Raw genomic sequence first — 15,049 nt, forward strand, 5'->3', positions numbered from 1 at the left:
ACCGATTGCCGTGGCCGCCGGCCGCGGACAACCATTCGGAGCATGCCCTCCTCACTCCATCCCGACCGGCTCCTGCCCGTCGACGCACAAGCACGCGCCGTCGCCCGCCGTCTCTACGAAGCGGTCCGCGACTTGCCGATCCTGTCGCCGCACGGTCACGTGGATCCTCGGTTGCTGGTCGACGACAAGCCGTTCGGTGATCCGGCGAGCCTGCTGATCTCCGCCGACCACTACGTCACCCGCCTGCTGCACGCCTGCGGTGTCCCGCTGGACGAACTCGGAGTAGGCCAGGGGCCACTGACCGAACAGCAGGCCCGCCGGGCGTGGCGCGCGATGTGTGCGCACTGGACCGTCTTCCGAGGGACCCCGGTCCGCTACTGGATGGAGGCGGAACTCGTCGAGATCTTCGGCGTGACCGAGCGGCCCGCCGCGGCCACGGCCGACCGGATCTACGACGCGATCGCCGAGCGGCTGACCGATCCGGCCTTCCGCCCGCGGGCACTGTTCCGCCGCTTCGGCATCGAGGTGCTGGCCACCACCGACGACCCCGCGGACGATCTGGCCGCCCACCGGGCACTGGCCGCCGACCCCGAGTGGACGGCGCGGGTCCTCCCCACCTTCCGACCCGACCGCTACCTGGAACCCGGTCCGGGCTGGGGCGAGGCCGTGACGCGCCTGGGCGAGGCCGCGGACGTCGACACCTCGGACTACGACGGCTACATCCGGGCGTTGGAGGACCGACGACGCCACTTCATCGCGCACGGCGCCACCTCCGCCGACCACAGCCACCCGGACGTGGGCACCGAACCGCTGACCCACGGCGAGGCCGTCCGCATTCACCGGGCCGCCCTGCGGGGCACGGCGAGCGAAGCCGAGGGCGTCGCCTTCCGTCGGCACATGCTGCTGGAGATGGCCCGCATGTCCTGCGACGACGGTCTCGTGATGACCCTGCACCCGTCCGTGCGCCGCAACCATCACGCGCCCACCCACCACCGGTTCGGCGCCGACACCGGCCACGACATCCCGCTGCGCGCCGAGTTCACCGACGCCCTGCGTCCGCTCCTGCAGAGGTACGGAACCGCCGAAGGATTCCACCTGATCCTGTTCACCCTCGACGAGACCGTCTTCACCAGGGAGATCGCTCCGTTGGCCGGGTTCTACCCCTCGGTCTACGCGGGCGCCCCGTGGTGGTTCCTCGACGCCCCCGACGCCATCCGCCGGTTCCGCCGCGCGGTCACCGAGACGGCGGGATTCTCCCGGACGTCCGGCTTCGTCGACGACACCCGGGCCTTCTGCTCCATCCCCGCCCGACACGACATGTCACGGCGGCTGGACTGCGGCTATCTGGCCGAACTGGTCACCGAGCACCGACTCGACGAGGACGAGGCGCTGGAGACGGCGGTGGATCTGGTCACGGTCAACCCGCGAAAGGCGTTCAAGCTGTGATCACCGCCTGATTCGCACTTCGACGGGCGTCCGGCGCCGATTGGTGTGCTCCACCCGGGACCGCTCGTGCAAGGCGACAGGGGCCGACGAGAGGCGACTTCGTCGGTCGGGTCGCGCTTGCCCCTGCCGCCGGCGCGGGCCGGGACCGGATTACCCGTGTGCGCCGGGCGTGGGCGGGTCGGTCGGCGGTTCCGGGGATTGCTCCTCGCGACCCTGGGGCGCCGGGTGTTCGTGACGCCGCCGCAGGTCGCCCGGGGTGGTGCCGTGCCAGCGGTGCACGGCGCGGCGCAGGGCCCGCGCGTCGCTGAAGCGCGCGCGGGCCGCGATGGTGCGCATGGGGACATCGCTGTCGCGGATGAGGTCCATGGCCAGTTCCTCGCGCACCCCTTCCACTTCGTCGCGCCACGTGGTGCCGAGTTCGCCCAGCCGGCGTTGCAGCGTCCGCGGGCTCAGTGCCATCCGCCGGGCGACCGAGGCCAGGGAGAGGTCGGGGTCGTGGAAGGTCGCGCGGAGCGTGGTGCGGAAGGCTCCGTGCCAGCCCAGGACCGGCTTGGCGGATGCGATGGTCAGTTCCGCGTGGCTGCGTAGGACGTCCTGCAGGCCCGGCTGGGTTCGCGGCATCGGGGCGTGCGCGTCCTCGGCGAGGTAGGTCATCGAGTTGACCGGGGCGCCGAACTCGATGTTCCGGGTACCCAGGAACTCGGTCAGCGGCCCGAGCGTGTGCGGCGGTCCGTGGCGGAAGGCGACTCGCACCGGGACGACCGGGCGCCGCAGCCCCTCGGTCGCCCTGCGGCTTATCAACGGCAGGACGAACTGCTCCACGGCGGCGACCACATCGGGTTCGGCGGGGCCGGTGGAGTGCGTCACGGTGAACAGGCGGCCGTCGTCGCTCACATGCAGCTTCTCCGCGCCCGGATCCCCGATGACCGTGACGTAGCCGCAGCCGGTGCGCAGTGATTCCGCGAGTGTCTCGCCGGATGTGAACAGGTAGTCCCACACGCCGAAGGTGCCCATCGACGCCAGTTGCACGGCGTGCAGGCCGGCGTGTACCGCGGGCCGTCCGAGGATGATCTGCTCCCACAGCAGGAGCGCGGTGGGTGTGGACACCCGGGCGAACTCGTCGGCCAGGACGGCGTCGCCGACGTCGGGTAGCCGTACCAGCCTGGCCGGATCCATCCCTGCCTGGCGCGCGGCGTCGACCATGAAGCGCCCCATGCGGGCGGAGACGGTTCCGTTGAGCACAGTGTCCGAGGCTAGATCAGGATCGGCGCCGCGTCGATGCCGGCGGCTTCGTTGGCATCCGCCGTCCCTTCGGTGGCGGGTCGGGTCCCTCGTTCGGTCGGGGTGGCGACCCTACGGTCGAAGAGTCACAGAACGAGCCGCGGCGCACCGCGAACGGCCCCGAGCGGTGCCGCTCGACGGGGCGTGCCGCGTACCTTCCCGAGTGAAACGGAACCTGCTGTGCAAGTCCTCACCACGAGCGTTGCGAAGTTCCTCGCGCTCTCCGAAAGCCCGTGCGGCGCGTCGCGGGATTCGACGCGGCCGTCGGCCTCGCCCGCCGACCCGCACCGCGCGGTCGGCGTGTGGTGAGCCGTCGTGCGAGCGGCCTGGTACGAGCGCCACGGTCCGGCCCGCGACGTGCTGACCCTCGGCGAGTTGCCGACACCGTTTCCCGCGCCGGGCGAGGTCCGGGTCCGGGTCGCCGTCTCGGCCGTCCATCGGTGCGACACCCGCAAGCGGCAGGGGACGCCGGAATCGGTCATGAGGTTTCCCCGGGTCGTCCCCCATGACGACGGCGCGGGAGTGATCGACGCGGTGGGGCGGGGTGTCGACGCACGGCGGCTCGGGGAGCGCGTCTGGGTCTACCTCGCGCAGTCCTACCGGCCGTTCGGCACCGCCGCCGAGTACACCGTGGTGCCCGACCCGCAGGCCGTTGCGCTGCCGGCGGGGATCCCGTTCGACCAGGCGGCGGGCTTGGGCAGGCCGGGTATCACGGGTCACCGGGCGATCCTCGGCGACGGGACGGTGGCCGGGCAGACGGTCGTGGTCACCGGTGCGCTGGGGGCGGTCGGCCGCTGTTCCCTGGCGGTGGGCCGGCGCGCGGGGGCCACGGTGGTCGCGGCGGTGCGACAGGGCGCCCAGGTCGCCCGGGCGTTGGCGGCGGGGGCGCATCACGCCGTCGACCTGACGTCCGGTCAGGTCGCCCGGCGCATCCTGGAGTTGGCGCCCGACGGCGTCCATCGGGTCGCCGATTGCGCGTTCACCGACAACCTGGCGACCTGGTCGGAGACTCTCGCGTACGGCGGGACCATCGCGGCCTACGCGAGCGGCGGCAGCCCGGCCCCGGTGCCGTTCCAGTTGCTCGCGGTCAAGAACGTCACCGTGCACTTCTTGGGCAACGACGACTTCCCGGACCACGCCAACCACGCCGCCGCGATGGACCTCACCGCCGCACTGTGCGCGGGCGACCTGTGCTTCCCCGATGTCCGGCGCTTTGCCCTCGACGACATAGTCCGGGCCCACGAGGCCGTCGAACACCCCGCCACCCGAGGCCGGGTCGTCGTCACACCGTAGACGCCCGGACCCCTGGCGAAAGACTTTCCATCTAATGGATAGAGTTTATTCTGAGCATTAGATAAGCTCTTTCCGGTCACCACGCCCGTCACCATCCGAGGAGCAAGGACGAGATGAGCACCATCAAGGCACTGCAGACCGGCCACGTCGGCCTCAACGTCACCGACCTCGACCGTTCCGTGTCCTTCTACAAGGCCGTGTTCGGATTCGACGTCGCAGCCGAGGGCGAGGAGGCCGATCGCCGGTTCGCCTTCCTGGGCCGCGACGGGAAACTGCTGGTCACCCTGTGGCAGCAGAGCGAGGGGGCGTTCCCGGCCGACCGAGCCGGACTGCATCACCTGTCGTTCCAGGTCGAGACCATCGACGAGGTCAAGGCCGTCGAGCAGATCCTGCGCGGCCTCGACGCGCAGTTCGCGTACGACGGCGTGGTGCCGCACGGCGAGAACGGCACGTCGGGCGGCATCTTCTTCACCGACCCGGACGGCATCCGTCTGGAGATCTACGCCCCCGACGGCGCCGACCCGGCGGACGCGCCCACCGCGGGTGCGCCGACCTGCGGCTTCTTCTAGACCCGCGCGGCGGTCGCGCCGCAACAGTCGAGCGCACCATCGATTCGGGAGGAACGCCGTGGCAACCCAGCACCAACCCGGGGAGATCGCCGTCCAAGAGCGCGCCGGTCCGACCCGTCGGGCATCCCACGCGCCGACCGGAATCGGCGACACGATCCCACCCGTCGCCGCGGCGTTCCTCGCCGACCAACCCGTGATCATCGTCGGCGGCACGGACCGCGCGGGCCGCATCCGGGCGACGCAACCGACCGGCGCCCCGGGATTCCTGCGGGTGCCCCACCCGGGCACCCTGTGCGTCGACGCACTGCCGATCCCCGAGGATCCGCCGGCCGAACTGCTCCGTGGCCCGGCCCGGGTCGGCATGATCGCCATCGAACCCGCCACCCGCCGCCGCCTGCGGGTCGACGGGGCCGGCCGGCGCTCTCGCGCGGCCACGAGCCGCATCTGCCCTCGAGAAGCACGCTCGGCGCCCAGGGGCGGTTCGACGACCGGCGCTCAAGCCCGCGAAGTGAGCAGGATTGCTGCGACCGAGAGCACGAAGGCCGTTATGAAGCCGGTCAGTTGGTTCTGTGCCGCGCCGGTGGAAAGATCGGCCTTGGCCACCATACTGCCGATCGCCACGCCGGACAGGCCCGCGGGCACCATGAGCAACTGGATCAGCCGATCGTCCGCCCCCGACTCCCACTTCAGCAGCTTCCACCCATTGCGGGTCAGGGCCACGCCGAGCGCGATGACGAACACGCTGAGGAAGGCCAGCCACCCGACGTCACCGAAGGAGACCAGCCCCCACACCATCCCGGCCGCTCCGGCGGACCCCACGATCAGCCCATACGTGATACCGAGCACTCCCGCAACCGTTCTCATGGGACAACCTCCGGGGTAGGACGGGCACTTGACGGGCCTGGGGAAGCTATCCGCCCCGCCCCGGGAAAACAGAGGGACTTCCCGGTGCCTGGTCCCGGCGCCACTGCTCGGGTCGAGAAGCAGGCCGACCGTGACACCCCACGGCCGGTCGTATCACTCCGGCGATGGAGGGTGTTCCGGTGTTGTTGTGGCCCGAAGCGGCAGGCCGGGATCGTCGATGGCGCGCCGACTCAGGTGGAGTTCGCGCAGGCGCGGCAGGCTGCGCACGGCCGGGTCCACGGCACGCACCAGGCTCCAGCTCAGGTCGAGGTGCTCCAGGCCGGCGAGGCGGGTCGTCTCCGGCGGGAGTTCGCGCACATCACAGGTGCTGAGGTCCAGGTACCGGAGCCGGGTCATGTGCCCGATGGAAGACGGAATGTCGGTGAGGCCGCTCAACGGGAGGATCAGTGTTTCGAGCGTGGTCAGGTTCCACAGGTCGGCGGGTGGGGCGGACCACAGCCCGTCGTCGTCGCAGAGGATTCCGTTGCCGAGATCGAGGTCGCGTAGCGCGCGGAGATTCCCGATGCCCGGCGGCAGTTCGTCGACCCGGCAGTCCGGTATGGACAGTTCGCGCAGCTCGGCGAGTTCCCACAGCGCCGCCGGGATTCCGCCGGTTTCCAGTGAACTGCCGTTCAGCGCCAGGCGGCGCAGGGACACGAGTCGGCCGAGTTCCGCCGGGATGGCCTTCAGCGGCGCGGATTGGGCCTGCAGGACTTCCAGCCGGCGGAGCTCGCCGGTCGTGACGGGTAGTTCGGCGAGTTCGCCGCTGGTGACGGTCAGCTCGCGCAGCTTGGCGAGGAGGCCGATCTGCGGCGGCAGGGCGGTGATCGGTGCGGAGATCTGCAAACTCTCCAGCCGCGTCAGTCGCCCGATCGCGGCGGGAATCTCGTGGAGGTAGTCGGCATGGACGGCAAGGTGGCGCAGCCGCTGCAAGCGCCACAGCTCGTCCGGTAGTGCGGGCAGGTCGCATTCGCTGATGCGGACGACCTCGATATCCGGGTCGGCGCGGGAAAGTTCGGTCGCCACCCTGTCATACGCCGGCTGCTGCCACTCTCCCCATTCCACACAGCCCACAGTAGGGCTCAGGCGAGGTTGGACGTGGGGATCGGGTGCCTCGCGTTCGCGCCGGCCGGCGTGGACTCGACGCGCGGAACGCCGCCGGCCCCGGTTCGTCGGGCCGCCGGTTCGCCGAGCAGGCCCAGTGTTCGGCTGCCGCGCGGTGGTGTTTCTCCCGGTGGGCGAGGAGTTCGTCCGCGGCCTCGGCGTCGACTTCACCGCACACGCCGAGCCGGAATGGGACGCGGTCGTGGACCCCGCGCAACTCGATGGCCGGGCCCTCGAACCGGTCCGCGACGGCGGCGCCTACGTCGGCCTGCGGCCCGGCCTCGAACCCGCGGGCGAGCGCGGCATCTCGGTCACCTCCTTGGTCACCGCATCCGACCGCACCCGCCTCGCCGATCTCCTCGCCCGCGCCGCCGCCGGCGATCTCCCGACCCGCGTCCACGCCGTCGTTCCCCTGGACCGGGCCGCCGACGCCCACCGGGCCACCGCCGAGGGCGGCCTCCGCGGCCGCTACGTCATCCGCCCCTGACCGGCCCGGGAGCGGACGACGGCGCGCCGCCGGGGACGACGCTCGAACGCTGCTCCCCGGTGGGCCGGCCCCGGATCCAGTCCACGGCAATCCGCTCGAGCGTGCCACTCGCCGCCGAGCGCCGGATCGCCGCGAGCACGGCGTGTTGCCGCACCGCGTCGGCGAAGTCCGGTCGGGGGCGACGCTGTTCCGCGAGTGCTCGGGCGAACTCCTGGTACAGCGCCGCGATCCGCGTCGCCGGGCCGGGTGGGATCCCGGGAGGAGCCGTGCGGTAGGCATCGGGTACGGCGACAGCTTCGCCATCGAGGTCGATGTCCCAGTCGGTCCAGTGCAGGTATTCCCCCCGTCGACGCGGGGCGATCGCCAATGTTCCTCCCGTGCCCACGAGTCGGATCGAGAATCCGACCCGGCTCGGACGGTCCCCGCCGAGGACGGCGACGGACGTTTCGGCGCCGCCTGCGAGTCGCCCCTGCAGGAGCACGTGACGCGGGTTGCGATTGACGACGTCCTCGGTGGTGCCCGCGATCCGTACGGGCTCGCCCGCGCCCGGCAGCCGCGCGGACACTTCGGTCAGCGGCCCGGCGATCCGCTCCAGCGTGGCGAGGAAGTGCCCGGCCATGATCGGCAGAATCGACGTGCCGCCCGCGGGGTCCAGCGTCCAGGCCAGCTCCGCCGGGATCGTCGCGCCCCCGAACGGATCGCCGTCGGCGACCATGACCGCCGCTTCGAGCCGGCCGATCCGGCCGTCCGCGAGCAGGTCGGCCACGAAGCGGGCGTCGGGGGAGTGGTGACCCTGTAGGACGACGGCGTGCCGTACACCGGCCGCGTCCGCCGCTGCCGCCAACTCGCGTGCCTGGTCGACATCCACGCCCAGCGGCCATTCGGAGACCACGTGCTTGCCGTGTTCGAGCGCGGCTGTGATGACCTCGGCGTGCGCGGGCGCCTTCACGGAGACCACGACCAGGTCGACCTCGGGATGGGCGGCCAACGCCGCCGCGTCGGTCAGCGCGTGCGACACACCGTGCTCGGCGGCGACGCGCTCGGCACTGGCCCGGTTGGTGGTGGCGACCGCGGTCACCCGGAACTGCGGCAGTCGCACCAGCGCGGGCAGGTGCGTACCGGACGCCCAACCGCTCGCTCCGACCACGCCGACTCTGATCATGACTGGCCTCCCAAGTTTTATACCGATCGGTATTCAACTGGATGCCAGGCGCCCGCGCAAGGAGTAGAATACCGACAGGTACAAAACTGGAGGAGGCCGCGATGCCAGGGGGACGCCCACGCTCGTTCAACCCCGACACGGCACTCGACCGTGCGCTGGAACTGTTCTGGCAACAGGGCTACGAAGGCACATCGCTCGCCGAACTCACCGCCGCGATGGGCATCAACAAGCCCAGCCTGTACGCCGTATACGGCAACAAGGAGCAACTCTTCGCCAAGGCGCTCGACCGCTACTTCGCCGGCCCCGGCGCCTTCGCCGCCGAGGCACTCGACGAACCCACCATCCGCGCCGTCGTCGAGCGCCTCGTGTTCGGCAGCATCGAACTCACCACCGGCGCTGACACCCCGCACGGTTGCCTCACCGTCAAAGGCGTCCACGCCTGTGGCCCCGATGCCGGGCCGGTGCGCGACGACGCCGTCCGCCGCCGCAAGGCCGGCGAGGCGGCGCTGCGCCGCCGCTTCGAGAACGCGCCCGACCTGCCCCGGGGCACGAACGCCGCGACGCTCGCCCAACTCGTCCACACCCTCACCGACGGCATCGCCGTGCAGGCCGCCGCGGGCCGGGGCGGCGGGGAACTGCGCGCCGTCGCGGAACTCGCCTTGCGGGGACTGCTCGACGACTGAGCGCCGTGGGTTCGCGAATCCGTGTCGTATGCCCGGTGGCGATGTCATCCGAGTAGCCGATCCGACACGGGATCGGCAACCGCTGCCGCTGGGCGCCCTGTTGGCTCCCGGGCGGGGCGGGTAGCGTGCCGGTATGAAGAGCGCAGAGACTCCCATGACGGTGGAACAGATCGGTGCGGCCTTGGCCGCGTTGGGCATCTACGACGACGACAACACACCCGCCGAACATGCCGAAAACGCCGCACCGTCCGCCGGCGTCGACGCCTACCGGCTGCGGCTGCTCAACACCCTGCTGGGCGCGGTGCAGGGGCAGGCGAAGCTCGCCGACGAAGTCGCGGGGGACAGCGAGGAGTTGTTCGTCGCATGGTTGGAGCAAATCAAGGCCGCCGACGCCTGGGACGACGCGGCGAGGCAGATGGCCTTCCTGGGCTGGCAGGTCCGGCGGGTCGGCATCCCGCTCTACTGGATCGCCAAGATCCCGGACGCCGGGCCGGTCGTGGTGTCGGCCTCGCACGCCGCCGAGGCGCTGCACGTGATGCTGGGCGTGATCGCCGCAGTCGACGAGGCGACCGCGACCGGCGACGTGGAAACCATCGCCGCCCAGATGGGCGTGGTGAAGGCGGCCCGGGAACTACTGGTGGCCGCCCTCGACAACGCCGACATCATGCTGGACATGGTCGAGTCGGCCGGCTCGTAGTCCTACGAGCACGCCTCCACCGCATGCCGGGGGAACCGCACCACAGCCGCGAGGATCCGCCACGCAGCCACGCAGCCGGCGCCACGCCGTCCGTCGTCGGTCGGGATGTCCGTCGACGTGACGAGCGGGCGGGGCCGCCGAGGAGAGCGAACGCCTGGTCTGGGCCTACAGGCCGCCCGTGGGTCGGCACCGGAGTTCCTCGGTCGAGGACTCCCGTTGATCTTCACCGAACGTCATGATGGGAACTCGCACCGTGAGGTCGGGGAAGGGGGGTGCGGTGTCGGGCGAGTCGGGCAAGAGCCACAGGGCACCCACCGCGCCACGAGAGCTGTTCTCGTGCTCCCATCCGACACCAATGGCATCGGCGTTCGGAGGCAATGTCCATGAACCATGATTCCGGCGAGTCGGCGCGTGGGCGGCGCAGTGCCGCCCTCGTCATCGAGGAAGCCCTGGGGTTTCTGTATCCCGCCGCGTTACGTGCCGCCGCAGCGGTCGGAGTGGCGGACCACCTGACCGAAGGACCCCGCGACGCGGCGGAACTGGCACGGTTGACGGGCACCGAGACACGGAATCTGTACCGGGTATTGCGATTGCTGGCCACCCGAGGTCTGTTCGAACAGGACGACCGCGGTCGTTTCCGGCTGACCCCGGCGGGAGACTCGCTGCGTTCCGACGCGCCCGTGTCGGTGCGCTCGGCCGTGCTGATGCTGACCGACCGGACGATGTGGCTGCCGAGCGGGGAGATGACCCGGTGCCTGGAAACGGGTTCCTCGGCCTTCGACGACATCTTCGGAATGCCGTTCTTCGACCACTTCGCCCAGGACGGGCAGACCGCTGCCGTCTTCCATGCGGGCATGGCCGCCATGTCGGAGGCGGAGAACGTTCCCATCGCCGACGGCTACGCCTTCCCCGAGGCAGCCACGATCGTGGACGTGGGCGGCGGTTACGGAGGTTTCCTGCTCGCCGCACTGCGAACCGGACCGGGCCTGCGGGGCGTTCTGTACGACCAGGCCCACGTCCTGGCGGGCCACCGTCTCGATGTCCGGGACCTGGCGGGCCGCTGGGAGACGGTGGAGGGCGACTTCTTCGCCTCGGTCCCGGCCGGCGACATCCACCTTCTCAAGCGCATCCTGCACGACTGGGACGACGAGCAGTGCGTAAGGATCCTGCGCAACTGCCGCCGGGCGATGGGCCCCCGAGGCCGGGTCCTCGTCGTCGACGCGGTCCTGCCCCAGGGCAACGAACCCCATCAAGGCAAAACCCTGGACCTGATGATGATGGCGTCCCTGGTCGGCCGCGAGCGCACCGAGGCGGACTTCGCCCGTCTGTTCGACGCGGCGGACCTACGGCTGAACCGGGTCATTGCGACCCCGACGGTGCTGTCGATCGTCGAAGGCACCACCGGCGAGCCGGCGTGAAGTTCGACCAGGGTCGCGATCGCGGGTGACCGTGCGCGCATGCCCCCGTGCCCGATCGGGCACGAGGGCATGCGCGAGGCGCCCGGTGGCGACGCCTCTCGGGAGGGCTTTTCGAGGAAATGGCACCGGCGAGGTCCGAATGCCGTCATGAACCGCGTCGCACGGCACGTTCGGTGGGGTCGTCGAAAAGCGGCTGCTTCCGAAATCCACCAGCGGCCCATCCGGCGTCGCATACGCTCCTGCGAGAGCCCGGGGGATTCCCACCGAACGAGTCGATCACTGCGCTATGTCGAGAAAGAACTTCTCGTTCTCGCCGCCGTTGGCGTTGACTTGGCAGTTCACCGTTCCGCCGGGCCCGGTGGCGGCGGTCACTCCGCTGCCGGTCACCAGACGCAGATACGTGCCCGGGAAGGCCGCCGACTCGAAGGAGAAGGAACCGTCGGCCTGGGCGCGGGCCTTGAATTTCTCATAGGGGCCGGCGCCGTATTGACAGTTGACCGTCCCGCCTCCGGCCATGGTGGCGGGGACCCCGGTGCCGTCCATGCGCAGGAACACGTTCGGGAAGGCCGCCGACTCGAAGGCATACGAACCGTCGGTCTGCGGGTGGACCTTGTACGTCGTCCAGGCGCCGGGGCCGTACTGACAGTTGACCGTCCCGGCTCCATTGTTCGTCGAGGTGGCCACACCGGTGCCGTCCATGCGCAGGTAGATGTTCTGGAAGAATGTCGAACGAATCGTGATCGGAGTTTTTTCTGCCTTTGCGAGGTCGGTTGCAGACAACGACATGATGGTCATTCTCCTTCCGTCCGGGCGTGTCGCGACGTGGTTCGGCTCAAGTGCTTCCGGCGATCTTGCGGCACTGGATACGGGGCCGGAGGAATGCGTTCCGTTCGGTACTTGCGGCGTCGGACGGCAGGGTTCTCGGCAGCCGCCATCCACACTTTCCGCGCCCTCGTGCATTTTCTGCTCGGCGGGCCCCGAACGCACTGTATTCGCGCCGAAACGGCATGTCCATAGCCGGTGTTCCGGTAATACCGTGCGGATTTCGGTCGTGGTGGCCGGGCGACCCGGCCCGGCTACTCGGGGGCCGCAGTCAGGGCCGCGCGCCGGCCTCGGCCGAGGGACGCTCGGGCCGAGGCGGCCTTCGACCGGACGCGAAGCAGCCACGGGGGGCGTCTCGCGTGCGGGCGAGGGGCGTCGATGTCGGCCCAGACGGTCTTGTCGGACCGGTGTGTCCTGACGCCCCAGCCGGTGGTGATCGTGTCGAGGATGTGCAGGCCGAAGCCACCCTCGTGTTCGGGGCCGGTGTTCCGGCGCATCGGCATGCGGGGATCGGTGTCCGTAACGGACAGCCGGACGCCACGTCGGGTTCGGCGCAGGGCCAGTCGCACCTCGCCGTCGGTGTGCAGGTGCGCGTTGGTCAGCAGTTCCGAGACGACCAGGACGACCGCCTCGATGTGCTCCTCGTCCCAGGCCCAGCCGGCGAGCGTGGTCCGCACCGCGTTTCGTGCCCGCGACGAGGCACCGGTCTGTCGTGGCACGCGCCACCGGACGAGGGGACCACGAAGTCGGGACATCATCTTCCTCGGGGCTTGGGGGCGGACGGTGAATACTGCTTCTGCTCGAAGTCGGCGCCGGAACCACCCGACGAGAAGCACCTCCTGCCCTCCTCCCGGTGAGTCGTGGGCGTGCGGCAGGAGCCGGTGGGGGAGGTCACAGCTTCCGGCGGGGCCATGACCTCGCCCACCTGTCCCGTGCCGATGGTCCTGCCCGCACGACTGCCCTGCCGCCGATCCTCCAAGCGTCGCTCGTTCGAGTGGATCGGCGCACACCTGGGCATTTCCCGGATGCAGGTCTCCCGATTGCCCGACCGGACCGTGATCAGGCTGCGGACCGAACTGCTCGCCGATCGGGGCCCGATCGAGGATCGTGGTCGCCCGAGAATCGCCGGCGGCGCGCCGTCGAGGTGTCCGGGACGGCGAACGGCCCCGAAGTGCCGGGCCGCGCTCACCCGTTCGTGGGTGGGCGGCCGGCGCTTCGGGGCCGGGTGTCGCGGGGCGCGGGTCAGACGGCGGTGGCCACGCGGGGTGCGGGGCGGGCGGCGGCGCCGGACCGGCGGGCCTGGGCGGTGTCGCTGCGGCGTCCGCGCGAGGAGGAACCGGAGCCGGTGCGGCGGGGGCGGTCCACCACGGGCGCGGTGATGACGACCGGGATTCCGGAGGGTGCCTGGGCGCCGGTGATCCGGGTCAGTTCGGCCTCGCCGGAGCGGACCTGGGTGATCTGCGGAGTGATGCCGGCGTCGGACATCAGGCGGACCATCCGGCGGCGCTCGCCGGGCAGGACCAGGGTGACCACGCTGCCGGACTCGCCGGCGCGTGCGGTCCGACCGCCGCGGTGCAGGTAGTCCTTGTGGTCGCTGGGCGGGTCGACGTTGACGACCAGGTCGAGGTTGTCCACGTGGATGCCGCGCGCGGCGACGTTGGTGGCCACCAGGACCGTGACGTGGCCGGACTTGAACCGGGTCAGCGTGCGGGTGCGCTCGGGCTGGGACTTGCCGCCGTGCAGCGCGGCGGCGCGGATGCCGCTGTCGAGCAGGTGCGTGGTGAGCCGGTCGACCGCGTGCTTGGTGTCCAGGAACATGATCACTCGGCCGTCGCGGGCGGCGATGTGCGTGGTCGTGGCGTTCTTGTCCGAACCCTGCACGTGCAGCACGTGGTGCTCCATCGTGGTGACCGCTCCCGCGGACGGGTCGACCGAGTGCACCACGGGGTCGTGCAGATACTTGCGCACCAACAGGTCGACGTTGCGGTCCAGGGTGGCCGAGAACAACATGCGCTGCCCGTCGGGGCGTACCCGGTCCAGGAGTTCGGTGACCTGGGGCATGAAGCCCATGTCCGCCATCTGGTCGGCCTCGTCCAGGACGGTGATGTCGACGTCGGTCAGCACGCACGCGCCGCGGTCCAGGAGGTCCTTGAGGCGACCGGGCGTGGCCACGACCACCTCGGCGCCGGCCCGCAGCGCGCCGATCTGGCGGCCGATCGGCATGCCGCCGGTCACCGCGGCCATCCGCATCCGCAGCGAACGGGCGTACGGGGTAAGGGCTTCGGTGACCTGCTGGGCCAATTCACGGGTGGGTACCAACACCAGCGCGAGCGGGTGCCTGGGCTCGGCGCGCCGGCCGCTGGTCCGGGCGAGCAGCGCCAGGCCGAAGGCCAGGGTCTTGCCCGATCCGGTCCGGCCCCGGCCCAGCACGTTGCGGCCGACCAGCGAGTTCGGCAGCGTCGCGGCCTGGATCGGGAACGGCTCGGTCATACCCAGACCGGTCAGCGTCGTCAGCAACTCGGACGGCATGTCCAACTCGGCGAAGGAGGCCACGGCCGGCAGCGCCGGAGTGACGGTCACCGGAAGCGCGAACTCCCCCCGCGCGCCCGAGGAACGACGGCCGGAACCACCGTATCCGCCGGAACCGCCCGAACGGCCGTAGCGGCCGGAGCGCCCCGAGGCACCGGAACGGCCGTAGCCGCTGCCGCCGCCATCGGCGGTCGAGCGGGCGTAGCCGCCGGCGCCGCCGCTACGGCCGCGGGAGGAGGAACCGTACGAAGAAGAGGTGGAGCGGGCGTTCGGGTTCACGGGGAACCTTCCTCGACACGGCGCGTACCGCGGAGACCCGGCAGCCGAAAGCCGCGCAAGGCGTCACGAGAACGAGCCGAAATGAAAAGCAGATATGAAGTGGGCGCGGAAATTCACGCAAAGACACTTCGAAAGGCGCGGCGCCGTCGGAACAAGGCTGCCGGTTCGAACGGACTGCAAAGTCCGGGGGCGATGGGCGGAGCGCGGCCATAAGCCGTCGGCTACTACCGCCCACCGGGCGGGGATACTGCGTCGCCTGCCGGCGCCACGACCCCGGGAAGAGGGACGAGCGGCCGGCGGCGGAAATACGGATACGAACGCCGTGGGGGGGGGGGCGCGCGTTAGGTGGGGGGGCCAGGCCCGGGGGCGCGCGCAG

General features: G+C 70.9%; 14 protein-coding genes. 7 read left to right on the forward strand and 7 right to left on the reverse strand.

The features are described from left to right. Positions 1–42: 42 nt before the first annotated feature. Positions 43–1,446 (forward strand): glucuronate isomerase, encoded by a 1,404-nt coding sequence (uxaC, locus tag ACFXMF_RS17310; RefSeq protein WP_360309905.1) that lies wholly within the window; start codon positions 43–45, stop codon positions 1,444–1,446. Between the two features lie 150 nt (positions 1,447–1,596). On the opposite strand, the gene ACFXMF_RS17315 is transcribed toward uxaC, so the two are convergent. Beyond that, positions 1,597–2,688, reverse strand: a complete 1,092-nt coding sequence (locus ACFXMF_RS17315) for an AraC family transcriptional regulator ligand-binding domain-containing protein (protein WP_379990534.1) — start codon at positions 2,686–2,688, stop codon at positions 1,597–1,599. A gap of 354 nt (positions 2,689–3,042) precedes the next feature. Between ACFXMF_RS17315 and ACFXMF_RS17320 the strand changes: the two genes are divergently transcribed. Beyond that, positions 3,043–4,020 carry an NADPH:quinone reductase gene (locus ACFXMF_RS17320; protein ID WP_379990535.1) on the forward strand — a complete coding sequence of 326 codons (978 nt, stop codon included), beginning with the start codon at positions 3,043–3,045 and terminating at the stop codon, positions 4,018–4,020. A gap of 113 nt (positions 4,021–4,133) precedes the next feature. After that, on the forward strand, positions 4,134–4,589 hold the full coding sequence (locus tag ACFXMF_RS17325) for a VOC family protein (RefSeq protein ID WP_360309911.1): 456 nt from the start codon (positions 4,134–4,136) through the stop codon (positions 4,587–4,589). A gap of 495 nt (positions 4,590–5,084) precedes the next feature. Here ACFXMF_RS17325 and ACFXMF_RS17330 read toward each other — a convergent pair whose 3' ends face one another. Both ACFXMF_RS17330 and ACFXMF_RS17335 read right to left on the reverse strand, forming a co-directional pair. Continuing rightward, positions 5,085–5,453, reverse strand: a complete 369-nt coding sequence (locus ACFXMF_RS17330) for a hypothetical protein (protein WP_360309915.1) — start codon at positions 5,451–5,453, stop codon at positions 5,085–5,087. Between the two features lie 153 nt (positions 5,454–5,606). Next, positions 5,607–6,557 carry a leucine-rich repeat domain-containing protein gene (locus ACFXMF_RS17335; protein ID WP_379990536.1) on the reverse strand — a complete coding sequence of 317 codons (951 nt, stop codon included), beginning with the start codon at positions 6,555–6,557 and terminating at the stop codon, positions 5,607–5,609. Positions 6,558–6,711: 154 nt separating this feature from the next. Between ACFXMF_RS17335 and ACFXMF_RS17340 the strand changes: the two genes are divergently transcribed. Beyond that, positions 6,712–7,083, forward strand: a complete 372-nt coding sequence (locus tag ACFXMF_RS17340) for a zinc-binding dehydrogenase (protein ID WP_379990537.1) — start codon at positions 6,712–6,714, stop codon at positions 7,081–7,083. On the opposite strand, the gene ACFXMF_RS17345 is transcribed toward ACFXMF_RS17340, so the two are convergent. Beyond that, positions 7,070–8,245, reverse strand: a complete 1,176-nt coding sequence (locus ACFXMF_RS17345) for a Gfo/Idh/MocA family protein (RefSeq protein WP_379990538.1) — start codon at positions 8,243–8,245, stop codon at positions 7,070–7,072. The two genes, ACFXMF_RS17340 and ACFXMF_RS17345, sit on opposite strands and share 14 nt — an antisense overlap. A gap of 101 nt (positions 8,246–8,346) precedes the next feature. Between ACFXMF_RS17345 and ACFXMF_RS17350 the strand changes: the two genes are divergently transcribed. The 3 genes from ACFXMF_RS17350 (at position 8,347) to ACFXMF_RS17360 (ending at position 11,043) form a co-directional block, all read left to right on the forward strand. After that, positions 8,347–8,928, forward strand: a complete 582-nt coding sequence (locus ACFXMF_RS17350; RefSeq protein ID WP_360309923.1) for a TetR/AcrR family transcriptional regulator — start codon at positions 8,347–8,349, stop codon at positions 8,926–8,928. A gap of 133 nt (positions 8,929–9,061) precedes the next feature. Beyond that, positions 9,062–9,625: a DUF6245 family protein gene (locus ACFXMF_RS17355; protein ID WP_360309925.1), complete on the forward strand. Its 564-nt coding sequence runs from the start codon at positions 9,062–9,064 to the stop codon at positions 9,623–9,625. A 383-nt stretch (positions 9,626–10,008) separates the two neighbouring features. Continuing rightward, a complete protein-coding gene (locus ACFXMF_RS17360; RefSeq protein WP_379990539.1) occupies positions 10,009–11,043 on the forward strand; it encodes a methyltransferase in 1,035 nt (344 codons plus the stop codon). A gap of 276 nt (positions 11,044–11,319) precedes the next feature. On the opposite strand, the gene ACFXMF_RS17365 is transcribed toward ACFXMF_RS17360, so the two are convergent. From ACFXMF_RS17365 to ACFXMF_RS17375, 3 genes are all read right to left on the reverse strand, one after another. After that, positions 11,320–11,838: a hypothetical protein gene (locus ACFXMF_RS17365; protein ID WP_379990910.1), complete on the reverse strand. Its 519-nt coding sequence runs from the start codon at positions 11,836–11,838 to the stop codon at positions 11,320–11,322. Between the two features lie 281 nt (positions 11,839–12,119). Further along, positions 12,120–12,623: an ATP-binding protein gene (locus ACFXMF_RS17370; RefSeq protein ID WP_379990911.1), complete on the reverse strand. Its 504-nt coding sequence runs from the start codon at positions 12,621–12,623 to the stop codon at positions 12,120–12,122. 484 nt (positions 12,624–13,107) lie between these two features. Next, complete coding sequence (locus ACFXMF_RS17375) at positions 13,108–14,673, reverse strand: DEAD/DEAH box helicase (RefSeq protein ID WP_379990913.1); 1,566 nt, start codon at positions 14,671–14,673, stop codon at positions 13,108–13,110. Positions 14,674–15,049 lie beyond the last annotated feature (376 nt).

This window comes from Embleya sp. NPDC059213 (assembly GCF_042754445.1).
Lineage (GTDB): Bacteria > Actinomycetota > Actinomycetes > Streptomycetales > Streptomycetaceae > Embleya.